The 21,813-nt window shown below is 68.0% G+C and carries 21 protein-coding genes and 1 riboswitch; of the genes, 8 read left to right on the forward strand and 13 right to left on the reverse strand.

What is annotated here, in order from left to right:
* Positions 1-9: 9 nt before the first annotated feature.
* On the reverse strand, positions 10-1,503 hold the full coding sequence (locus ACOQPD_RS10100) for a cobyric acid synthase (RefSeq protein ID WP_420611833.1): 1,494 nt from the start codon (positions 1,501-1,503) through the stop codon (positions 10-12).
* Between ACOQPD_RS10100 and ACOQPD_RS10105 the strand changes: the two genes are divergently transcribed.
* Positions 1,502-1,687: a hypothetical protein gene (locus ACOQPD_RS10105; protein ID WP_420611834.1), complete on the forward strand. Its 186-nt coding sequence runs from the start codon at positions 1,502-1,504 to the stop codon at positions 1,685-1,687. The genes ACOQPD_RS10100 and ACOQPD_RS10105 overlap by 2 nt on opposite strands.
* Before the next feature lie 42 nt (positions 1,688-1,729).
* On the opposite strand, the gene ACOQPD_RS10110 is transcribed toward ACOQPD_RS10105, so the two are convergent.
* From ACOQPD_RS10110 to cobT, 4 genes are read right to left on the reverse strand one after another with little or no spacing between them, the layout of a single operon-like run.
* Complete coding sequence (locus tag ACOQPD_RS10110; protein WP_420611835.1) at positions 1,730-2,794, reverse strand: pyridoxal phosphate-dependent aminotransferase; 1,065 nt, start codon at positions 2,792-2,794, stop codon at positions 1,730-1,732.
* 4 nt (positions 2,795-2,798) lie between these two features.
* Positions 2,799-3,755 (reverse strand): adenosylcobinamide-phosphate synthase CbiB, encoded by a 957-nt coding sequence (cbiB, locus tag ACOQPD_RS10115; protein ID WP_420611836.1) that lies wholly within the window; start codon positions 3,753-3,755, stop codon positions 2,799-2,801.
* Positions 3,756-3,764: 9 nt separating this feature from the next.
* Complete coding sequence (locus ACOQPD_RS10120) at positions 3,765-4,691, reverse strand: adenosylcobinamide-GDP ribazoletransferase (protein ID WP_420611837.1); 927 nt, start codon at positions 4,689-4,691, stop codon at positions 3,765-3,767.
* The gene (gene cobT, locus ACOQPD_RS10125; RefSeq protein ID WP_420611838.1) at positions 4,688-5,788 is read right to left on the reverse strand and encodes a nicotinate-nucleotide--dimethylbenzimidazole phosphoribosyltransferase; all 1,101 of its coding nucleotides are present in this window, start codon (positions 5,786-5,788) and stop codon (positions 4,688-4,690) included. The genes ACOQPD_RS10120 and cobT overlap by 4 nt, the downstream gene beginning before the upstream one ends.
* Positions 5,789-5,874: 86 nt before the next feature.
* A riboswitch (cobalamin riboswitch) is annotated at positions 5,875-5,957 on the forward strand.
* A gap of 111 nt (positions 5,958-6,068) precedes the next feature.
* Between cobT and ACOQPD_RS10130 the strand changes: the two genes are divergently transcribed.
* From ACOQPD_RS10130 to cobO, 4 genes are read left to right on the forward strand one after another with little or no spacing between them, the layout of a single operon-like run.
* Positions 6,069-7,121 (forward strand): ABC transporter substrate-binding protein, encoded by a 1,053-nt coding sequence (locus tag ACOQPD_RS10130; protein WP_420611839.1) that lies wholly within the window; start codon positions 6,069-6,071, stop codon positions 7,119-7,121.
* 6 nt (positions 7,122-7,127) lie between these two features.
* The gene (locus ACOQPD_RS10135; RefSeq protein ID WP_420611840.1) at positions 7,128-8,171 is read left to right on the forward strand and encodes a FecCD family ABC transporter permease; all 1,044 of its coding nucleotides are present in this window, start codon (positions 7,128-7,130) and stop codon (positions 8,169-8,171) included.
* Positions 8,168-8,947 (forward strand): ABC transporter ATP-binding protein, encoded by a 780-nt coding sequence (locus ACOQPD_RS10140; protein ID WP_420611841.1) that lies wholly within the window; start codon positions 8,168-8,170, stop codon positions 8,945-8,947. Before ACOQPD_RS10135 ends, ACOQPD_RS10140 begins: the two co-directional genes overlap by 4 nt.
* Complete coding sequence (gene cobO / locus ACOQPD_RS10145; RefSeq protein ID WP_420611842.1) at positions 8,944-9,510, forward strand: cob(I)yrinic acid a,c-diamide adenosyltransferase; 567 nt, start codon at positions 8,944-8,946, stop codon at positions 9,508-9,510. Before ACOQPD_RS10140 ends, cobO begins: the two co-directional genes overlap by 4 nt.
* A gap of 23 nt (positions 9,511-9,533) precedes the next feature.
* Here cobO and ACOQPD_RS10150 read toward each other — a convergent pair whose 3' ends face one another.
* From ACOQPD_RS10150 to ACOQPD_RS10165, 4 genes are all read right to left on the reverse strand, one after another.
* The gene (locus ACOQPD_RS10150; protein ID WP_420611843.1) at positions 9,534-10,400 is read right to left on the reverse strand and encodes an ABC transporter permease; all 867 of its coding nucleotides are present in this window, start codon (positions 10,398-10,400) and stop codon (positions 9,534-9,536) included.
* A complete protein-coding gene (locus ACOQPD_RS10155; RefSeq protein ID WP_420611844.1) occupies positions 10,397-11,371 on the reverse strand; it encodes an ABC transporter permease in 975 nt (324 codons plus the stop codon). The genes ACOQPD_RS10150 and ACOQPD_RS10155 overlap by 4 nt, the downstream gene beginning before the upstream one ends.
* A gap of 132 nt (positions 11,372-11,503) precedes the next feature.
* Positions 11,504-13,516 carry an ABC transporter substrate-binding protein gene (locus ACOQPD_RS10160; RefSeq protein ID WP_420611845.1) on the reverse strand — a complete coding sequence of 671 codons (2,013 nt, stop codon included), beginning with the start codon at positions 13,514-13,516 and terminating at the stop codon, positions 11,504-11,506.
* A gap of 334 nt (positions 13,517-13,850) precedes the next feature.
* Positions 13,851-15,911 (reverse strand): dipeptide ABC transporter ATP-binding protein, encoded by a 2,061-nt coding sequence (locus ACOQPD_RS10165; protein ID WP_420611846.1) that lies wholly within the window; start codon positions 15,909-15,911, stop codon positions 13,851-13,853.
* A 137-nt stretch (positions 15,912-16,048) separates the two neighbouring features.
* Between ACOQPD_RS10165 and ACOQPD_RS10170 the strand changes: the two genes are divergently transcribed.
* Positions 16,049-16,978, forward strand: coding sequence for a hypothetical protein (locus ACOQPD_RS10170; RefSeq protein WP_420611847.1), 930 nt, complete (start codon positions 16,049-16,051; stop codon positions 16,976-16,978).
* 319 nt (positions 16,979-17,297) lie between these two features.
* Here the strand turns inward: ACOQPD_RS10170 and ACOQPD_RS10175 are convergent, their stop codons facing one another.
* On the reverse strand, positions 17,298-18,329 hold the full coding sequence (locus ACOQPD_RS10175) for a cation diffusion facilitator family transporter (protein WP_420611848.1): 1,032 nt from the start codon (positions 18,327-18,329) through the stop codon (positions 17,298-17,300).
* A gap of 27 nt (positions 18,330-18,356) precedes the next feature.
* Between ACOQPD_RS10175 and ACOQPD_RS10180 the strand changes: the two genes are divergently transcribed.
* Complete coding sequence (locus ACOQPD_RS10180) at positions 18,357-18,668, forward strand: hypothetical protein (RefSeq protein ID WP_420611850.1); 312 nt, start codon at positions 18,357-18,359, stop codon at positions 18,666-18,668.
* A 215-nt stretch (positions 18,669-18,883) separates the two neighbouring features.
* Here ACOQPD_RS10180 and ACOQPD_RS10185 read toward each other — a convergent pair whose 3' ends face one another.
* Positions 18,884-19,576: a DNA alkylation repair protein gene (locus ACOQPD_RS10185; RefSeq protein WP_420611851.1), complete on the reverse strand. Its 693-nt coding sequence runs from the start codon at positions 19,574-19,576 to the stop codon at positions 18,884-18,886.
* A gap of 552 nt (positions 19,577-20,128) precedes the next feature.
* On the opposite strand from ACOQPD_RS10185, the gene ACOQPD_RS10190 reads away from it, so the two are divergent.
* Positions 20,129-20,827 carry a hypothetical protein gene (locus tag ACOQPD_RS10190; RefSeq protein ID WP_420611852.1) on the forward strand — a complete coding sequence of 233 codons (699 nt, stop codon included), beginning with the start codon at positions 20,129-20,131 and terminating at the stop codon, positions 20,825-20,827.
* An 81-nt stretch (positions 20,828-20,908) separates the two neighbouring features.
* Here ACOQPD_RS10190 and ACOQPD_RS10195 read toward each other — a convergent pair whose 3' ends face one another.
* Together ACOQPD_RS10195 and ACOQPD_RS10200 are read right to left on the reverse strand one after the other, a co-directional pair.
* Complete coding sequence (locus ACOQPD_RS10195; RefSeq protein WP_420611853.1) at positions 20,909-21,367, reverse strand: DUF3566 domain-containing protein; 459 nt, start codon at positions 21,365-21,367, stop codon at positions 20,909-20,911.
* Positions 21,367-21,810 (reverse strand): DUF3566 domain-containing protein, encoded by a 444-nt coding sequence (locus ACOQPD_RS10200; RefSeq protein ID WP_420611854.1) that lies wholly within the window; start codon positions 21,808-21,810, stop codon positions 21,367-21,369. Before ACOQPD_RS10200 ends, ACOQPD_RS10195 begins: the two co-directional genes overlap by 1 nt.
* Positions 21,811-21,813: the final 3 nt, after the last annotated feature.

Genomic DNA, 21,813 nt, shown 5'->3' on the forward strand with positions numbered 1-21,813 from the left:
GTGACCGGTTCATCTCTTGCGCCCAAGCGGGGCCGGGGAGGCGTTGAACAGCTCGTCGACGTCGAGAGCCGCCTCCAGGGCGGAAGCCACGCCGTCGAGGGCTTCCTCCACCATGGCCTCGATGTCGAGGTCGGGATCGGCAGCGACTCCGAGGCGGGCCAGCCAGGCCCGCCGGTATTCGTCGCTCGCGAAGATCCCGTGCAGGTGGACCCCGCCGACCCGTCCGTTCGGGCTCTGCACGCCGTCGGGGCCGTGGGTGATGTGGAGCAGGGGCCGGTCGAGATCGGGGCCGGTGACCCGCCCGTTGTGGATCTCGTAGCCGTGGACGGGCGATCCGGACAATGCGCAGCGCCCCGCAGCCTCCCGCACGATCTTGGTGTCCGCCATGGTGGTCTCGATGTCGAGCAGCCCGAAACCCGCCACGCTGCGGGCCGGCCCGTCCACACCGTTCGGGTCGTGGACCACCTGCCCCAGCATCTGCATCCCGCCGCAGATGCCGAAGACCCGTCCGCCGCCGCGGGCGTGGGCGATTATGTCATGGTCCCACCCTTGCTGCCTGCAGAAGTCAAGGTCGCCGATCGTCGACTTGGTCCCGGGGAGCAGGATGACGTCGACATCCCTCGGAATCGATCTACCGGGCCGCACGAGCTGGCACTCCACGCCGGGCTCCGCGAGGAGCGGGTCGAGGTCGTCATGGTTGGCGATGCGGCCCAGCAGGGGAACAGCCACCCGCAACGGGCGGGGATCACCGTGCGACCGGGCCGCCGGGCCAACCGACTCGGGCAGGGCCACTGCGTCCTCCGACGGCAACCGGGACGCCGCCGCTATCCAGGGGACCACCCCTAAGCACCTCCAGCCGGTGCGCCGCTCGATCAACTCCACGCCGGGCTCGAAGATGCTGCGGGCCCCCCGGAACTTGTTGATGATGAACCCGGCCACCATCGCCGCATCGGCCGCGTCCAGCACCGCGTGGGTGCCCACGAGCGAAGCGATCACCCCGCCACGGTCGATGTCGCCGACGATGCAGACCGGCACGCCGGCCCGGCGGGCGAAGCCCATGTTGGCGATGTCACGGCAACGGAGGTTGGTCTCGGCCGGGCTTCCCGCGCCCTCGACGATGACCAGGTCGTGGGTGGCGACCAGTCCGTTGAAACTGTCGAGGACCAAGTCGAGCAGGCCGCCACGGTCACCGATGTAGTCACCCGGTTCGAGAAGACCGTACGGCTCCCCGCGGACAACCAGCTGGGCGGTGCGATCGGACTGCGGCTTGATCAGGACCGGGTTGAGATCGGGGCTGGCCGGGACCCCTGCGGCGCGGGCCTGCAGTGCCTGGGCCCGGCCGATCTCCCCACCGCCCGGGCACGCCGCGGCGTTGTTGGACATGTTCTGGGGCTTGAAGGGGGACACGGAAATGCCGCGGCGGGCAGCAAGGCGACAGAGCCCCGCCACGATCAAGGACTTGCCGGCACTCGAGGCGGTCCCCTGGATCATGATGGCGCGCATGGATGGACAGACTAGATGCGGGGCCGGCGTCGCCTGGTCGTGGACCTACCTGGCCTTCGCTGTCTGGTTGTTCACCTCGCGCCAGCTGCAAGACGACGTGGCCTGCGCCGAGAAGTACGGCCAGGAGAAGTGGGCCGAGTACCAGGAGAAGGTGCCGTACCGCATCATCCCCGGCATCTATTGATGCTGGCGGAGTTGCCCCGGGTTTACCGGAGAGCGCTCCGATTCAAGCTAGAACGTCGCGCAGCGCATCGATCAAGCGGCGGCTGTCCTCCATGCCTCTCACCCCGATCCGGATGTGCCCCGGCAGCCCGAACGATGAGCAATCGCGTACGCACATCCGGTGGCGCGTGAGCAAGGCGTGGCGCACCTCCGGCGCGTCGCCCACCTCGACCAGCAGAAAGTTGGCACTCGGGGGCGCGCATGCCAAGCCCAGCGCCCGGAGTTCGCGCACCAGGTACTCCCTGGCGGCCTTCACGACCCTGCGGCCCTCCTCCGCATGGTCTGGATCACCGAGCGCGGCGATCCCGGCGGCCTGAGCCGCCGCGTTCACGCTCCACGTGTACTGGAAACGCCTCGCCTCCCTCACCAGCCGGGCCGGCGCCAGCATGTACCCCAGCCGCAAGCCGGTGAGCCCATGGTCCTTGGTCATGGATCGCAGCAGCGCCACGTTGCCGGCATCCAGCAGCGCGGTCGCATCCCAGCGCTCGTCCACGAAGGACGCGTAGGCCTCGTCCACCACCAGCAGCCCGGCATCCCCCACCGCCCGGGCGCAGGCTTCGACCTCGCTCCGTCCAAGATACGTCCCGGTCGGGTTGTTGGGATTGCAGATGAAGACCACGGCCGGCCGGCGCTCCGCCAGGCGACGCGCCGCTTCCGGTATGTCCCAGCGGAACCGCCCTCCCGGGGAGGCGGCGATCGGGACGGGCTCGACCTGCTGGAGACGGCAGGCGGCCTCGTACTCGCCGAAGGTCGGCGCGAGGATGGCGGCGCGGTCGCCCGGACGGAGCCGCGCCCGGGCGATCAGGTGGATCAGCTCGGTGGACCCGTTCCCGACCAGAATGCGCTCCCGCCGGACTCCGAGCTCGGCGCCGAGTGCGGTCCGTAGCTCGAAGCACTCGGGATCGGGATACGCGGACAACTCCACATGGCGCAGGGAGCCCTCCACCTGCGGGGAGACGCCGAGGGGATTGATGCTGGCGCTGAAGTCCACCACCTCGTCGCGACGCAGGCCGAGGGTCTTCAACTCGGCGTCGTTCAGGCCGCCGTGGAACGGACGGGGGGTGGACACGCCCCTACCCGAAGACCGATCCGCGCAGTGCCAGACCCGCCACTACCACTGCCGCCGCGGTGGTGGCGACAGCGTTGGCGAGCCGGACAGAGGCGCCTATGTCGGCGGCCACCGGATCCCTTAACCCGTCCCCGATCCGGTAGTGGCCGGCCTTCTCCAGCGCCACGCCCAGGAGCCCGGCGGCCGCGGCGATCGTCCAGCCCGCGTTCGGGCTCTCGGTCAGCCGGCGATCCCGGATGGCGATCCGCCGGCCTCGGGCGGCCGGGAACCCGCAGAACAGCCTTCCTGCCACCAGCATCAGCAGCGCGCTCAACCGGGCCGGTATCAGGTTGACCAGGTCATCGAGCCTGGCAGCGGCCTTGCCGAAGTACTCGTACCTGCCCCGGTAGCCGATCATGCTGTCCAGCGTGTTGATGGCCCGGTACGCGAAGGCGCCCGGCAGGCCGAACAGGGCGAAGGCCAGCCACGGTCCGACGAAGCTGTCCGTGGTGTTCTCGGCCACGGACTCGATGGCCGCCATCGCCACCAGCGGAGGCGCCAGCGCCCGCGTGTCGCGGCTGACCAGGCTGCGCAGGCTCCGCCGAGCCCCCTCCCCGTCTCCTGACTCCATGGCCGAGCGGGTCCGGCTGGCGGCACGCGCCAGTTCCCTGACCGCGAACGTGGTGCTGAGAAGGACGGACCCCGCCAGCACGTAGGCGACCGGCCCCACCTGCCGTAGGGCCGATGTCGCCAGCCAGCCGACGCCGGCGGCGGCCGAGGGCGCGAGGACGGCCATCCCGGCTCCGGCGACCAGCGAGAGAGCCCTGCGATCAGGGCCGGGCGCGAGCCGTTCGAGCCACGCGATCAGCTTCCCCATCCACACCACGGGGTGGATGGTGGCGGGCGCCTCCCGGGCGACCAGGTCCACCACGATCGCGACGAGGAGGGTCGCCGCCTCGACACGCCAATCTCCCGACCACATCCGCAGTTCTCAGCCAGACGTGTCGAGCAGAGCGAGCAGGGGGGAACCGAGCGCCGCCGGATCCGCGACTGTTATGACCACGGCCAGCACGAGCACCGCGGCCTCGCCCGTCTCGCATGCCGCCCCGTAGATGTCACCGGTCACGCCACCGATGCGTCGCTTCGCCCATGCCCCGATTGCGCCCGCTACGAGGCCGGCCACCGCCATGAGCAGGAGGCCCGCAGGACCGGTCAGCGCCACGGTCGCCACCACGGCCACCACCGAGCCGGCCAAGAGGCTCCGCCGGCTCCCGCCCCGGACGAACGGCGTGCCCAGACCCTCGCGACGAACGTACTGGAAGCGGTCCATAACGACGAGGATGGTCCAGCGACCCAGGCAGGGCACCAGCATGATCGTCCAGAGACGGCTCTGCGCGGGGAGAGCGGCCACCGACGAGAATTTGACCGCCAGCAGGAGCACAACGCCGATGACCGCGAAGGCCCCCACATGCGGATCCTTGAGCAACTCGAGCCGTCGCACCCGGTCGTGCCCGCCCACCAGCCCATCGCACGTGTCCATGAAGCCGTCCAGGTGGAGACCGCGCGTCAGCACGACCAGCAGCGCCACCGGCAGCACCCCCTCGACGAGGAACGGAACCTGGCGGAACCAGATCGAGGCATCACTGGCACCGGCCACGTGGATGATGGCCTCGACAGGGAATGCAAGCTGCCGGCCTCCGAGGATGAAGAATTGGAGGTCCTCGGCGGACGGGACGGATCGGGTCTGGAGTACCAGGTATCCCAGGCGGAGCAACCCGTCCACCAGGGCAAGGACCACCCCCAGGATCAGGCCCACGACCGGGAACCAGGCCGGCGCTTTCGACAAACCCGCGGCAGGGGTCCGTGGGGCGCCCGGAAGGATCGTCAGGAAACCGATGGCGGCCCGCAGCCCGTTCATCCTCCGCTCTCCTCCATCACCCCATTCCCGCCAGAGCGGTCCGAGACGCCTGCCTCCCCGAACGTGGCCATCTCGGTGAGGCAGGCGGCCGCGGCTTCGATGATGCCCATGGCCAGGACCGCTCCGGTTCCCTCCCCGAGGCGCATCCCGAGGTCCAGCAGCGGGTCAAGCCTGAGATGGGCCAGCACCGCCCGGTGTCCCATCTCCGCGGAGCGGTGGGAGGCGATCATGTAGTCGCGGACTGCGGGGTCGAGGCCGTGGGCCACCAGGGCCGCCGCGCCCGAGATGAACCCGTCGAGGACGACCACGCGGCGCTCGGCCGCCGCCCCCAGCATCACCCCGGCGAGCACGCCGATCTCGAACCCGCCCACCTTGGCGAGCACATCGACCGGGTCGCTCGGGTCAGGCGTGTTGGCTTCCAGTGCCGTTCCCACCACGGCGACCTTGTGCCCCAACTCCTCGGGGCTGCGACCGGTGCCTTCCCCGGTTGTCTCGGCGGGAGGCCTGCCGGTCATCGCGGCCGCAATGGCACTGGACGCGGTGGTATTGCCGATGCCCATGTCCCCGGTCGCGATCAGGTCCGCGCCCGAGGCCGCAACCTCCGCAGCCAGGCCGGCGCCGGCCTCCAGGCAGCGGACCGCCTCCTCCCTGGACATGGCCGGACCCTGACTGATGTCGGCTGTTCCGCGCCCGATCCGCAGGCTCCGGAGTCCGGGATGGTCGGGGAGCCCGTCCGTAGCGATCCCCGCATCCACGACGATCTGGCGGACGGATCCCAAGCCGGCCATGACGCTGATCGCCGCGCCGCCCGCCAGGAAGTTCCGGACCATCTGGGCGGTCACCTCCTGGGGGTAGCCCGTGACTCCCTGAGCGACCACCCCATGGTCCCCCGCCGCCACTATCACCGCCTTGCCACGGATAACCGGCTGCTCCACCCCGAAGACCCCGGCCAGCTTCACCGAGACGTCCTCCAACCGACCGAGGCTGCCGGGAGGCTTGGTCAGGGCCATCTGCCTCCCCTCGGCCCTCCGCATCGCCGTTACATCGGCAGGACCGATCCGCTCGCGGATATCGGAGAGGGATGGAGAGTCGCTCATGGGCACAACCTTCGGAACGAACCGGTCCGCTGACCGGTGGCCCGCTATAGTACGGGCCGGCCCGGGGAGACAACCGGGCGCCATGGGAACAGCGAAGTCCGGTGCGAGTCCGGCGCTGTCCCGCAACTGTCAAGCCTCGCCTTCCGGGTGAGGACAAGCCAGGACGCCTGACCCATGGCCACGTATCAGCTCTCGGAGGAAGGGTTGGTCGTGCTGGTTTCCGGCACCGGGAACCCGACGATCTCTCTTCATCCTCCATGATTCACGGAGGATGTTTCTCTTGCAAGGAAAGCGCCTAACACGCCTACTCCTCGCCGCGCTGCTCCTGGCGGCAGGCGCCTGCGGCGGCGAGGCCCAAGACACCGCCACCCAACCCGAGGCCACGGCAGCCTCTACGACTCCGACGACCGCGGTGGCGCCGGCAGCCACCACTCTCGCCACGACGACCAACGCCCCAACCACTACGGCCGCTCCGGCCACCACGCAGGCATCCACCACAACGACCACCGAGGCGCCGGCCTTCCCAGTCACCGTCGCCGGGGTGGCCATCCCGGAACGGCCGACCGCTATCGTCTCGCTGTCGCCCACCGCCACCGAGATGCTGTTCGCGGTCGGGGCGGGGGATCAGGTGATCGCGGTGGACGAGTTCTCCAACTACCCGGCCGAGGCGCCGGTCACCGAACTGAGCGGCTTCCGTCCCAATCTCGAGGCGATCGCCGCTTACGACCCGGACCTGGTCGTCATGTCGGGAAACCCCGAGGAGATAGCGTCAGGCCTCGAGGCCCTGGGTATCCCCGTGCTCATTCACGAAGCTGCGCTGAACCTGGACGACGCCTACCGGCAGATGCTCCAGGTAGGCGCCGCCACCGGGCACTCCGGCGCGGCCGAAGAACTCGTGACCTCCATACAGGAGGAGATCGCCGGTCTCGTCGACGAGTACGCCGATCCCGACCTCGGCCTCGCCTTCTACCACGAGATCTCGGACGCTTTTTTCTCCGCCACATCGAGCACCTTCATCGGCACCGTTTACGCCCTGTTCGGGCTCGAGAACATCGCCGACGCGGCCGATCCGGGCGGGTACGGCTACCCGCAACTGTCGGCCGAATACATCCTCGAATCCGATCCGGACATCATCTTCTACGGCTGTGCGGTCTGGTGCGGGACCAGTGCGGATTCCATCGTCGAGCGGCCGGGATGGAACGAGCTCCAGGCAGTCCGCAACGGGTACCTGTTCGAGGTTGACGACGACATCTCCAGCCGCTGGGGGCCACGCCTGATCGAGTTCGTCAGGCTCATCGGGCAGACCCTCCAAACCTTGTCCGAGGCCGGTTGAGCATCGATGGACCAGCCGGCCCCCGGTCTAGAGCCTGTCCGCCTCCGGTGGGGCTGGCTTGCCACGATGCTGGCGGTGCTCATCGGCGCGATCCTGGCCGGAATCGCGGTGGGCCCCGCCGGGATAGGCCCCGGGCAGGTGATCGGCGAGTTGCTCGGCAGCGGCCTCGCGGGCAGGCCCTCCACGCTCACTTCCATCCAGCAGGCGATCATCTGGGAGATCCGCCTCCCCAGGGTGGCGCTCGGCGGCCTCGTCGGGGGCCTGCTGGCACTGGCCGGGGCTTCCTACCAGGGAGTCTTCAGGAACCCGCTGGCGGATCCATACCTACTCGGCGTAGCAGCCGGCGGCGGTCTCGGCGCCACCGTGGTGATCGCCATGGCCCCCGGCACCGGCTCCCTGTTACTTCCGCTCGCCGCCTTCGTCGGTGCCTCGCTCGCCGTTGTCCTGACCTACTCGGTGGGCCGATCGATCGGAGGACGGAGCGCGGTGTCGCTCATCCTGGCAGGGGTGGCGGTGGCCGCCTTTTTCACCGCCGTCCAGACCTACATCCTGCAGCGGAACTCCGACACCATCCGGCAGGTCTACTCGTGGATCCTAGGCCTGCTGGCGACCACCGGGTGGCGTGAGGTGCTGGTACTCCTTCCCTACGCGGCCATCTGCGGAACCGGGCTGGTGCTGCACAGGCGGTTGCTGGACGTGATGAGCGTGGGCGACGAGGAGGTGGACAGCCTGGGGGTCTCAGCGGTGCGGGTTCGCGCCACCGTGGTGATCTTCGCCACCCTGGCCACGGCCGCGGCCGTGGCGGTCAGCGGCCTGATCGGGTTCGTAGGGATCGTGATCCCCCACACCATCAGGTTGATGGTGGGCGTCAGCTACCGGTCGCTTATCCCGATCTCGGCGGTCGCCGGCGCGGCATTTCTCATCCTCGCCGATCTCGCAGCCCGTACCGTCGCCAGCCCGGCCGAGCTCCCGATCGGGGTCATCACCGCGTTCGTCGGGGCACCCTTCTTCATGGTCGTGCTCCGCACCAGCAAGCGGTACGTCGCATGAGCGTGGTCATCGACCGCCTGTCTGTCTCCTACCGGCCGGGCGCGCCCGTGCTCACGGAGTTGAGCCTCCAGGTCGCCGCCGGCGAATGGCTGGGGCTGCTGGGGCCCAACGGCGCCGGGAAGTCGACGTTGCTGAGGGCGATCGCCGGTCTGGTGGAGCACGAGGGATCGATCCACCTGGCGGGGACGGACGCCGCGTCGCTTCGCAGGCGCGACCGCGCCCGCCGTCTGGCCTTCGTTCCCCAGGAACCGGTCATACCCCCCGGCATCACCGTGACCGAATACGTACTGCTGGGCCGGACCCCACACCTCCCGTACCTGGGGACCGAGGGGCGCGGCGACCTGGCAATGGCCGCCTCGGCCCTCACCCTCCTCGACCTCGAGGAGTTCGGCGACCGCGGCATGGCGGCGCTCAGTGGCGGCGAGCGGCGGAGGGTCGTCCTGGCCAGAGCGATCGCTCAGCAGGCCGACATCCTGCTACTGGACGAACCCACCGGCGCGCTCGACATCGGACAGGGACAGAACGCCCTGGAGTTGATCGGCTACCTACGAAAGGAGCGTCCCATGACGATAATCACCGCAATGCACGACCTGACCCTCGCCGGACAGTTCGCAGACCGCCTTCTCCTCATGGCAGGGGGCCGGATAGTCGCAGAGGGTCCTGCGGCGCAGGTGCTGACCGCCGAGTACATCAGAGAGTTCTATCAGGCCAACGTCGAGGTGGTCAGCGTGAACAGCGGCGTCGCAGTCCTCCCCGTCCGGAACGGCGCCCGATGAGCGAGGCGCCCCGCACCGAGGATCCGCGCCGCCCGGACACCCGCCGGGCCCGCTCCGTGCTCATCGTGAACACCGGGGACGGGAAGGGGAAGAGCACCGCCGCCATGGGCATGGTGATGCGATCGGTGGCGCGCGGATGGAAGGTCGCCGTGGTCCAGTTCATCAAGTCGGGCAAGTGGAAGGTCGGCGAGGAGAAGATGGGTCGACAACTCGGCGTCGACTGGGACGCCGGAGGAGACGGGTTCTCCTGGGACAGCGAGGACCTCGACCGCTCGGCTGATCTGAACCGGGACGCCTGGCGGCTGGCCAAGATGCGGATCGAGGAGGGCAAGCACCGCCTCGTGGTCCTCGACGAGATCACCTACCCCATCAACTGGGGCTGGATCGAGGTAGAGGACGTGGTCGAAGCCCTCGCCAACCGACCGGCCAACGTCAACGTGGTCGTCACCGGCCGCGACGCCCCGGCCGGCCTGATCGAGATCGCCGACACCGTCACCGAGATGACCCTGGTCAAACACGCCTACGACCGAGGCATCCGAGCGATACGCGGCATCGATTTCTAGCAGTGGCCAGTGGCCACTGGCCACTACAACCGGGGGTTGATCCGCTCTTCCAGGGAGAAGGCGATTAGGGCGAACCCGAGCGATGCCAGCATGATCAGCAGCCCGGGAGGCACCACCCACCACTTCCAGGCCGGAGTCAGGTAGGCGCCTCTGGCTTGCGCCCAGAACAGGATCGAGCCCCAGCTTTTCTGGATGGGATCCCCGAGACCCAGGAAGCTGAGGGCGGCCTCCAGCACTATCGCGCTGGATACCGCCCGCACGAAGGACCCCGTGGCCAGCAGCGCCGTCCGGGGAACGATATGGCGGAGGACCGTCCAACGGTCCGGCGCCCCCATCGAGCGGGCCGCCAGCACGTACTCCCGCGATCTCAGAGAGAGGACCTGCGAGCGGATGATCCGAGCCGGCTCAGCCCAGATAAGCACGCCGATCACCACGATCGTGTTGAGGAGGCTCCGCCCGAGATAGGCGGCCAGCACGATCAGCAGGGGCAGGAACGGCAGGATCAGGATCACGTCGACCCCTCGCATCATGGCCGAGCCCAGACGCTTCGGGTAGTAGCCGGCCACGACCCCGACCGTTGTTCCGATCAGCAGGGCGACCGCGGCCGCAACGACCCCGATCGTCAGCGACACCCGTGCTCCGTAGATCATCTCCGAGAGAAGATCCTGGCCTATGTCGTTCGTACCGAGCAGGTGCTCCGGGCTGGGGGACAGGAAGGGTCTGGCCACCCGCTCGGTCGGGTCGTAGGGCGCCAGCCACGGGGCGAACACGGCTCCGCACACGAGGATCCCCACGATGAGTCCACCTGTCAGCCCGAACAGGGTGGGGATGCGGGAACGCCGCCGGGCGGCGCGCCTCCCGGCGTCCCCGAGGCCATGCACAACCGTCACGAGGTCCTGGTCCTCGGGTCGATCAGCGGATACACCAGATCGGCTGCCAGGTTGACCACCAGCACCGCGGCCGTGAACACGAGAAAGGCCGCCTGCATCACCGGATAGTCACGCCCCGACACCGCTTCGAACACCAGGCGTCCCAGTCCCGGGTAGGAGAACACCGTCTCGATTATCACGGTGCCCCCGAAAGCAAACCCGAGCCGGAGGGCGAGCACCGTCACCACCGGGGCGATGGTATTCCGGGCGACGTGCCCGAACAGAACCCGCCGCTCGCCGGCGCCCTTGGCGCGCGCCGTGCGGATGTAGTCCTCTCCCAGCGTCTCCAGCATCGAATACCGCATCGTCATGTACACGCCGGGCGTCGCGACGATCGACAAGGTGACCACCGGCAGGATGGCATGGCTGATGATGTCCCACGTGTGGGCCCACCCGGCAAGCCCGGAAGCGGGGGTCACCGCGTGGGAGGACGGCAGGACACCCCACTGGACGGCGAAGATCGAAATGAACAGCATGCCCAGCCAGAAGGAGGGCAGGGACTCGATCGAGATCATCCCCGAGAGCATGCCCAGGTCGATCTTGGTCGCCCTCCGCCACGCCGAGATCGCCCCCAGGATCACCCCCGCCACCGCCGAGACGATCAGCGACAACCCGGTGATCAGCAGGGTCCACGGGAGCCTCTCCATGATCATGTCGACGATGGGCCGGCTCGACCGGAACGAGTAGCCGAAATCGCCGGTGACGATGTCGCCCCAGTACCGGAGGTATTGCTTCCAGAGGGGTGCGTCCAAGCCAACGCGCGCCACGATCTCGGCCCGCTCCTCGGGGCTGAGAAGGCCGACATCCACCCCGGCGATGAGGACGAGGGGGTTGCCGGGCATGAGCCTGGGCAGCAGGAAGTTGAGGGTCACCGCCACCAAGACGACCACCCCGTACTGGATGATTCGACGGGCGTCGAGACGCCGTCTCAAGCCGGCGGCTCAGCTCGGCCTACGGCCTCCCATGATCCCAAGAGGGCACCGGACAACCTCCCGGCGGCCCGTCCCCCGGCCATCGAGTACCTCGTCAGCGTGAGGGCGGGCCACCGACCATTCGACCTTTCCCTAAGGACGCGCCGACGGAGGGAGCAGGGATAGCTTGCTGACGATGCCCTGCCCGGCGATGAACTCCCAGTCCGAGTAGACGCTGGAGTCGTACACGTAGGCCCCATCGGGATACAGCAGCAGCACGAATGGCAGCTCCTCGGCGATTATCTCCTGCATGCGAAGCAGGATTGCGATGCGTCCCGCCTGGCTGGACTCGACGGGTAGCGCCGCGGAGAGCGCATCCATCTCGGCGCTGGCGTAACCGGTCAGGTTCAGGAACCCGCCCATCGGAATACTGGCGACCAGCTGCGGAAGGCGCAGCGGGTCGGCCTGCACGGGCGCCGACCATCCCCACATGGCGATGTCGTAGTTGCGGCCGTTGTTCACATCGAAGCTCGGCCACACAGCCTGCTCCCACGTCCCGGTTTCGACTGCCGCCACAGAGGTCTCGATGCCGATCTCGGCCAGCATCTCCACGGTCAACTCGGCTATCCGCAGCCGGAGCGAGTCGGGGGCGTTGGTGATGATCTCGAACGACATCGGCTGCCCGTCGAATTCCCGCACGCCGTCGCCGTCGCTGTCGAGATAGCCGGCCTCGTCGAGCAGAGCGTTAGCCGCGGCCACGTCGTGCACGGGGATCATCGACGGGTTGTAGGACCGATGTTCGGGATGTATCCAGCCCGGGCTCCCCACCGTCGCCGCACCGAGGAATACCGTGTCGACGATGTCCTGGCGGTCCATGGCCAGGTTGATGGCCTGGCGAACCGCCACGTCGTCGAAGGGGCGCTTCGAGGCGTCGTAGTTGATCATCTGGGTGGTGAACTCGGGTCCCAGGGCAATGTCCAGCGGGTCTTGGGCGTCCAGCAGAGGGATTTGCTCCGGAGGTATGCGCTCGAATATCACGTCGACCTCACCGGTACGGATGGCGGCCTGGGCCCCGGCGTCGTCGGCGAAGACTATGACCACCAGCTCCTCGACCGCCGGTGCGCCACGGAAGTAGCCGGGATTGGCCTCGAAGCGGTAGCTCTGTCCTTCCACGTACTCCACCAGCTTGTACGGACCGGTCCCGATGTTGGTGGCGCCGAAGTCGTGCTCGGACGGCACCTCGACTCCTTCCCATACATGGCGCGGGATGATCGGAATGTCAGCGAGGGCGGCCAGTTCGAATCCGGCCTTCGGGCTACCGAGAACGAAGGTCGCGCTGTAGTCGCCCGTCACCACGAGATCCTCGACCCCCCTGAGGTCGCGAGCGAACCGGCTGGCCTCCACGTTGTTGATGTAGTAGTCGACGCTGAAGTCCACGTCGTGCGCCGTCAAGGGCTGCCCATCGTGCCAGGTGACGCCCTCGACCAGCGTAAAGGAGTACTCGGTCAGGTCCTCGTTGACGGAAACGGTTTCCGCCAGCCACGGCTGTGGAATGCCGTCGGCGTCGAGCTGCATGAGCGAGTCGTACTGGAGCATCAGCAGGTTCCATCCGGGGAATCCGCTGATGTAGGTGTAGGGGTTGAGGGTTGCCTCGTCGCCGGTGACAGCCGCCCGTACTGTTACCGGTCCCCCGGCGGCCTCCTGCTCCATCATCGCCTCGTCGAGCATCTGCTCGGCCTCTGCGAGAGCGGACTCGGCGGCGGCCAGCGCATCCTCGGAGGCATCAGCCGCCTCCGCGGCCCTCTGCTCGGCCGCCTCGAGGGCAGCCTGCGCATCTGCCAGCGCCGACTGGGATGTCTCGTCCCCCTCCATGGCTGCGGCGGCCGCTGCCTCGGCTGCTGCTAGATCGGCCTGAGCCTGGGCCAGCGCATCCGCTGCCGCTTCGGCCTCCGCCTGAGCCGACGCCGCCTCGGACTGGGCGGTGGCAGCTTCGGACTGGGCGGCTGCAGCCTGTGCCTGCGCGGCGGTCACCTCGTCTGCCGACGTGTCCTCGTCGCCGTCGCCGCACGCAAAGGCGACCAGCGAAAGGGCCGCCACCAGCGCGACGAGCTTCCACTTCCGGTTCGATCGTCTGCGCGAATGAACTACAGGGTCAACCAATGACATGGCTCCGCCTCCCTATCCGAGAACAAGCAGCATACCGTATACCCTGGCAGTCAGCCGGGCCGAACGCCCTCAATTACCGGCGCCGGAGGGCAGGGGATCCGCTGCCGGAGGATCAGGATCGACTAGGGCGTGCTCACGCTATACGCGCTCGTTTGCTGTCACGGGTCCCGTGGTCGGTCGGTGGGGCGGCGGTGGGATATGGCGCCCCCAGCGGCGTCTATGGCAAGGACTGCTGACGAAGGCGTACCCGCAGGGTACGTTGAGGAGGCAGGACGCAGTCAGAGGCGTCGATGGCGGTCCAGATCACGCCGCCCGCAACGCAGAGCGACCACGTTCAACCGGGTCCAACGGCCAGGTGACACGAGACCCATCGTCCGGGCGCCACCTCGACCAGTTCGGGTTTGACCGCCGAGCACAGCCCCTCCACCGCTACCGGGCAGCGCGTATGGAAGCGACAGCCGGATGGGGGATCCGCCGGGCTGGGCAGGTCCCCTTCCAGCTTGGCGCTCCGAGTCGACCTCACGCCCGGTTCCGGTGCCGGCACCGCGGCGAGGAGCGCCTTCGTGTACGGGTGTAGGGGGGCCTCGTAGATCCGGTCGCGGGGGGCCCGCTCCACAATCTCCCCGAGATACATGACCGCCACCTCGTGGGAGACGTGGCGCACGACCGCCAGGTCATGGGCGATGAAGACGAACGCCATGCCCGTCGCCGCCTGTATGTCGGCCAGCAGATTCACCACCTGGGCCTGGACCGAGACGTCCAGGGACGAGACCGGTTCGTCGCAGACGATCACCTCGGGATCGGCGGCCAGGGCGCGAGCCACGGCGATCCGCTGCCGCTGCCCGCCGCTGAACTCGTGCGGGTGCCTCCGGCCGGCGTCGGTCGGAAGCCCTACCTGGGCGAGCAGTCCGGAGACCCGTTCCCGGATCTCGTCCGCGGTCCCGAGCCGATGGATGCGCAACGGCTCGGCGATCACATCCCCCACCCGCATGCCGGGGTTCATGGCCGAGAACGGATCCTGGAAGATCATCTGCACCACTCTCCGATGCCTCCCGCTCCGGTGGTCGATCGGGTCTCCGTTGATCTCGATCGTTCCCGCGGTGGGCCGGACAAGCGCCACGAGGGCCCGGCCCAGCGTGGTCTTGCCACAACCGCTCTCCCCGACCACACCAAGGGTCCGCCCGCGGCGCACGTCGAGGTCGACCCCGTCCACGGCCCGTATGGCGATCGAGCGAGACCGGCCGAGCCCCCGGAACACCGGGAAGTGCACCCTGAGCCCCCTGACGGAGACGACCACGTCCCCGTCCTGCCCAGGCGCCGCGTGCTCCTCCGGGACGAAGCCCTCCGACCACAGATTGGGGGCGTCGTCCATCTCGTGATGGTGGATGCAAGCCGAGCCGTGCCGGCCGGGACCCACTTCCTCCAATTCGGGAAGCGTCTCGCTGCACCCCTCCCCCACGAGGGGACACCTGGCGTCGAACGGGCATCCGCGCAACTGTTCCGCCACGCGTAGGGGCGAACCCGGGATCTCGGCAAGGCGGGTGGTGACGGGCAGGTCCAACCGCGGGATCGAGCGGAGCAGTCCGGACGTGTAGGGATGGCGGGTCGACCGGTAGATCTCGTGGGCGTCGCCCATCTCGGCTAGGCGACCTGCATACATGACCGCCACCCGATCGGCTATCTCGGCCACGACGCCCAGATCATGGGTGATCCACACCACCGCCAGCCGGTACTCGTCCTGGACCTCGCGCACCAGATCGACGATCTGGGCCTGGACGGTCACGTCAAGTGCCGTGGTCGGCTCGTCGGCGATAAGCAGCTTGGGCTCGCACGCAAGGGCCATGGCGATCATGGCCCGCTGGCGCATGCCTCCGGAGAACTCGTGGGGATAGTCGTCCACCCGCGCTGCGGCGGACGGTATGCCGACCCTGTCGAGGAGTTCTATCGCGCGTCGCCGGGCCTCCGCCTTCGTGAAGCCTCGATGTATGCGGAGGCTCTCGCCGATCTGGCGACCGACCCGATGGACGGGGTTCAGCGAGGACATCGGCTCCTGGAAGACCATCGCCACTTCCCTGCCGCGGAATCGCCTCAACTCCCTCCCCGGCATGCCGATGATCTCGCGACCCTCCAGCCGGACGGACCCTGACACCGTCGCGGGGGGTGAAGGCAGTAGGCCCATGACCGAGAGCATTGACACGCTCTTGCCGGAACCGGACTCCCCGACCAGGGCGAAGGTCTCGCTCGGTGCGACCGTCAGGCTCACGCCGCTGACCGCGCGGATCGTCTCGGTGGGCAGGTCGAATCGGACCGCCAGGTTCTCTATGTCGAGCAGGTTGGCGCCGGCGGCGGCATCCCGCGACGGCCGGCGAGATCCGGCGGCGGTCGCTGTGGTCATCCGTCCCACCCCTCACGGACGGACTTGCGCCGCGGATCGGCTCCCAGGGAGCCGTCCGGAGACCGCCCGAGCACCTCGGGAGCCCGGCCCGCCGTAGGATTGCGCCGAAGCTCTCGTATGCAGGAACGAGGAAACCCATGTCCGTTCATGGCGGCCAACTTACACAGACCGAGGACAGCGCGGGGGACGGATCCGAGTGGGGACTCCCGGTTCCGATCGACCTGGAGTCTTTGAACGCCGGCTTGGAGGACGGCCGGGCCACCGTGGACATAGGCATCTTCTATCCCTCGAACCTGGAACCGGCCCACCGGCGGAAAGTGGATCTCGAGACGGTGATCGACGGCGTGCTCGAGGCCCGACGGATCTTCGGCGTCGTGGGCATTCAGTTGGCCCTCGTCTCGGTGCGGACCGGGCACGTCGACCCGGAACTGCTCGCCATCCACGCGGAGTCGCCGGGCTCGGAAATGCCCGGCGGTCGCTACGCCAACCTGTACGTGGAGCGACAGAAGCGTCCGTCCCGGCTGTCCTCCACTGCGCTGGCGGTGTTCGAGAGCGTGATCGGCAACGGACCGGAGCATGATCGCCGGATACACCTCGTGGTCCTCGAGGACGTCTTCATCTCTTTCCATGACCAGCTCGACGAACGTACCTGGCAATTGAAGACCATCGCCACGAACGCCCTCTCCTTCCCCGGCTACTCGCACCGGGACGCGATCCCTCGCCACCTGCGGGGTGTCATCACCCTCACCAATCTGTCGAGGGCCCGGTCCTGGAAGACCGTCGCCCATGAACTCGGGCACAAGCTGATCAACGCCAGCCATGAGTACCGCGATGTCGACCCCCAACACGAGGTGTATGCCGATGACGGCCTCTTGCTGTACGGGGACGGAACCGATATCCCGTCCGGTCCCGATGGGCGGTTCCACCGGGAGAGGCTGCATCGATCACCGTTCATCTACCGGAGGGAGCTCTCCGGAGCGAAGTCGTGGAATCCCGATTATCTGGATGGTGGGGGCTACTACGACCGCATCTACGAGGGCCTCACGGTCAACTTCGACCCCGTCTAGAGATCATCGATTACCCGGCCGGGTCGTCCATTGGGCGAATTACGGGTCCTCGATTGCGGCACGATCAAGCTAGGACGTGTTCACGCTATGCGCGCTCGCTAGTTATGGCGGGTCCCCGTGGTCGGTCTGCGGGGCGGCGGTGGGGTCTGGCGCCGCCAGCGGCGTCTATGGCAAGGACTGCTGACGAAGGCGTACCCGCAGGGTACGTTGAGGAGGCAGGACGCAGCCAGAGGCGTCGATGGCGGTCCAGAGCACGCCGCCGCAACGCAGAGTGACCACGATTAACTAGCTCCGGGCGCAATCCGTCTGCAGCGCTGACTCAGTCGCCGGTCGGAGCGAGCCTCTGGGACGCCTGGCGTGCCATGTAGGCCTCCCTGGCTTCGCGACTGGCGTGGTGGCCCGAGAGCTCATGCAGACTCGACGCCTCATCTGCCGAGACCGCAGGATGCAAATGGACCACAACGCTGTCCATATTGGGCACCGCATGAAGTACGCCGTGTTCGACCTCTTCGGCGATTCGGTGGCCCTGAAGCACTGTCTGCGCCGAGTCGATCTGGATCGCGATATCCCCCGACATCCGATGGCCTGACCACCTGGCGCGCACCGAGTCCACCGCCACCACGCCGGGCGTTTCATTGGCTGCGGCGGTGACGTCGTCAATCAAGCCCTCATCGACACCGTCCATCAGCCGCCTCACCACGGTACGCATGGCCGATACGAGTATTCCAATAATCGCAATCGCGATCAGGAATCCCACGATCGGGTCGGCCTGGGGGAAGCCGAGCCAGACTCCGACCATGCCGACCGCAACTGCGATTGATGTCAGTCCATCCGCTCGTGCGTGCTGGCCCTCAGCAATCAGCGCCGCAGAGCCAATCCGTCGACCAGCGCGGATCCGATAGACAGCCACGATCTCGTTCCCGAGAAAACCGACAATCCCTGCCGCGAACACCCACCAGAGATTGGTCACCACGCGGGGGTTGATCAAGGCGTCGACGGACTCCCAGATGATAATCGCCGCGCTTACCAGGATGATCAACCCGATGAACAGCCCGACGAGGTCCTCGGCTCGCCGGTAGCCGTACGTGTATCGCCTGGTAGCTCGCCAGCGGCCCATGCGAAACGCCACGATCAACGGGATCGTCGTAGCGGCATGGCCAAGGTTGTGGATGGTGTCAGCCAGCAATGCGATCGAACCTGACAGGGCAACGATCACTACCTGTGCCGCCGCGGTTGCCATCATGCCGGCCAGCCCGATCCATGCGGCCCGTATCCCCTCTTCGCTCGACTCGTCGGCCGACCGGATCGTCTCAGTGTGGTCGTGCGAGTGAGGCACAACAAGGTGCTTCAACCTGGCGAGCACTCCTGAAGCCGGCGCGTGATCGTGATCATGGTCGTGCCCGTGCTCATGGTGATCGTGCCCATGGTCATGGTGATCGTGGTGGTCGTGCCCATGGTCATGGTGGTCCTGGTGTCCTCGAGCCGGCCCGTGATCGTGATCATGGTCGTGCCCATGGTCATGGTGGTCCTGGTGTCCTCGAGCCGGCCCGTGATCGTGATCATGGTCGTGCCCATGGTCATGGTGGTCCTGGTGTCCTCGAGCCGGCCCGTGATCGTGATCATGGTCGTGCCCGTGCTCGTGGTGGTCGTTCGATGCGTCTTCAGCTGGCTCTTGCACCGGGGGTCCTAACGTTGCCTTCTTCCTAATTGAAGTTGCTATGAGTCTATCTTGCAAGTGTTGGTAATAAGGAATTCTGGTGTGGTGGTGGCAGTGCTACCCCAGACTACGCCAGGGAGCGGCGCCGACAGCGAAACCCTCAAGATAGACCGATCCCACCGACGCATATTCGCCCGATACCGACAGGCTCGCCATCATCCACAACGCCCTACAGAAGCGCGAACACGCTAGCTACGGTCAAGCGCCTTCATGGCCTCGCGCCTGCTGAGGGGGGAGAGCCGCCGGCGGTTGGCCTCCACGTAGCGGGTTACCGCGTCCGGGCTGGTCTTGGAGTATTCCCGCAGCGCCCATCCGATCGCCTTGCGCAGGAAGAACTCCTTGCGAGCTAGGGAGGGCTCGATCGCGGCGAACAGGAAGCCTGGGTCGGTGCGGTCCCTGAACCGCAGCTGGGCCAGGATCGCGGTCCGGCGCCGCCATATGTCGTCGTCCTCCGCCCACGCGAGCAGGACCGGGCGGACATCCTCCGGGTGCTCAGCAAGCAGGTGGCCCATGTGCTTGCCGGCCAGCTGGTCCACGTAGTCCCACCATGCGCCCGTGACGATCATCTCCTCCACCATCGCAAGGCGGTCGGGCCGCAGCCACCTGCGGTAGGGCCGGGCGTAGGCCAGCTCGATGGCCCCGTAGCGCTGCTCCCGATGGGTGGCCGCCCGCCATACGCCGAGGACGGTCTCCTCCCAGGCATCGGGGCCGGCCAGCGGATGATCCCGTACGACCGCCCCGGCCAGGCGCCGCACCTCCGGAACCCGTACCCCGTGAAAGGGAAGTTCCGACTTCATGTATCGCTGCTGGCCCTCCGCCCGGTCAGGATCCCCGGCGGCGGCAAGGCGGGCGACGAGATCGGCCCTCAGGGATGAGTCCACACCGCGAGATTGTGGCAGGCCGCGATGCCTGATCAGGATGATGGAAACCCCCGTTCCAGTGCCCGGGCGCGAAAGAACGCGAAAATCGCGCCAAGCCGGGGCACCGCACCGGGCCCTCCCCCGCCGCCGCCACCGTGGTCCGGAGCGTGGCCGACCATGCCCCGGCTAGCTGCCGGGATCGGCGGATCGCTCCATGAGCCTTGTATGTTCCCTCCGGGCCGGCCGATCCGATCGATGAAAGCCTTCAGCCGGTGGTGGTGCTTGGCAACCACCAACGTATGTCAAGGGTGTGACGTTTTCAACCCCTTCGTTCGAATCCCGCCAGCGACTGGCAACTAGGAAACGGCGACTCGTAGACTCTCCGGCCATGAAGTTCCGAACGCTTCTTGTGATAGCCCTGCTGGCGACAGCCGCCGCTGCGCTCGCCTCATGGAAGTTGCGCACTTCGCCCTACGAGAGGCCTCCCGCCAAACCGGGTACCTGGCAGCCGATCGCGCGCCATCAGTGACCCACCGGATCGCTCTCCAAACGGAAGGCGACCGGAGCAACCGGGTGATTCGGGTGCTCCAGGCCGACCCCGGTGTCGAGGTCGGCCTACTCGACACCCGCCCGGACGCCGGCAAGCCCCCTGGCTCGGTGGCGGGCTGGGACGTGCTCGCCGTGGAAGCCGTGACCGGCGCCTCCCGCCCGCTGGTCGAGGAGGCATGCGCTCTGGGCCTTCCGGTCGTGGTCGCCGCCGGCCTGCCGCCTCGCTTCGCCGCCGGCCAGGACTCCACGATCGTCGGCGGAGCCGCGAGCGGGGCCGGCCTCGCCGGCGCGCTGGCGATGTCGATGCTTCCCCGATCGGCCGAACCGGTCAAGGCTCGCCTGGCCTGGACCGTGGCGGGCCGTCCGCTCCGGGCCGGGCGGGCGGTGACCTTTCCCGAGCCGGTCGGGTCCCTGTGGGCCGGCTGGGGGGAGAACCCCCTTCCCTGGCCGGATGTGGCCTGCTGCCCGGCTCCCACCGACACGGCATGGCGAGCGGTCCGGGTCGATCTCGAGTTCGGTGACGCCGAGGGGGATGGATCCCTGGTCAGCGGCGTTGCGGACGAGGGGAGATTCCTCGATGCGGTGTGCTTCGGAGCGGCCATACTCGCTGCCGCTCGGGGCGCCTACCCGGGCGGCGCCGGCGGGCCCGGCGATCCCGGCGGGGTCTTCGTGAGCCTCGCCCAGGACGCCGGCATGCAGGTCGCACGGTTCATCGCCGCCTAGCCGTCCGACCAGCGGTGCGGCAGGCGACGAGCGAAGGTTAAGGAACCAGACCCGTCATCGACGGGGACGCGCCGGCTGCGGTCAGCCGGCGAGGGTGGGCATCTCGGCGGAGTCCTCGGGTGACATCTCCGGGACGGGATCCGGCGAGGCGGGTATCGGGGGCGCCGGCACCTGCAAGGTCTCCTCCAGCATGACCACCTCCACGCCGCCCACCACGTCGGAGGTCAGGTTGTAGAACACCGCCGCCAGCGTGGACAGCAGAGTCATCGCCGCCCCGAATACCACGGAGAAGAAGATCGCCACCCGGATGAACCGGCTTCCGTTGTCGAAGAACACCGAGCCCTCGTCAACCAGGCTGATGGTGATCAGGAACCGGTCGAGCGAGGCGGGAATCCCGGCTCGCTCCACCAGGGACCACATGAGGAGCAGGCCGATCAGGGTGGCGGCTGCGAACACCACATGCAACAGGAGCGACACCTTGAACACCGTCCACGGATCGAACTTGCGGATGACCCGCCGCACCCGCCGCACGGTCGCCATCAAATCCCTCCCGGGACTGGTCGCCCCCTGGGCTCGTGCCGCCCGGAGGTATCCACCGGCACCTCCTCCAGCACCGTGAACTCGATCCCCCCCACCAGGTCCGCCAGCAGGTTGTACAGCACTGCGCCCACCGTCAGCGTGGCGGTGGTTCCGGCCATCCAGCTGGCCGCCAGCAGGATCATGCCGCGCAGGTATTCGCCGCCCGCCTTGAAGAGCGACTCGTCGGGATCGATCAGCGCCACCCGTGCGGCGGCCTCGTCGAAGGCGGAGACCAGCTGAAGCCGGGAGATCACCGCCCAGAGCATCACCGACAGCAGGACCAGGCCGAGCGCGGCCAGCGCGGACAGGACCGCGGACACCTTCATCACCGTCCACGGATCGAACTTGCGGAGGATCCGGCGAACCCGGCGTTGCGTGGTGGGCGGGGCGGACCACGCCCCCAATCT

The sequence above is a fragment of the Candidatus Spongiisocius sp. genome, from assembly GCF_965221825.1.
In the GTDB taxonomy this organism is placed as follows: Bacteria; Actinomycetota; Acidimicrobiia; order Spongiisociales; family Spongiisociaceae; genus Spongiisocius.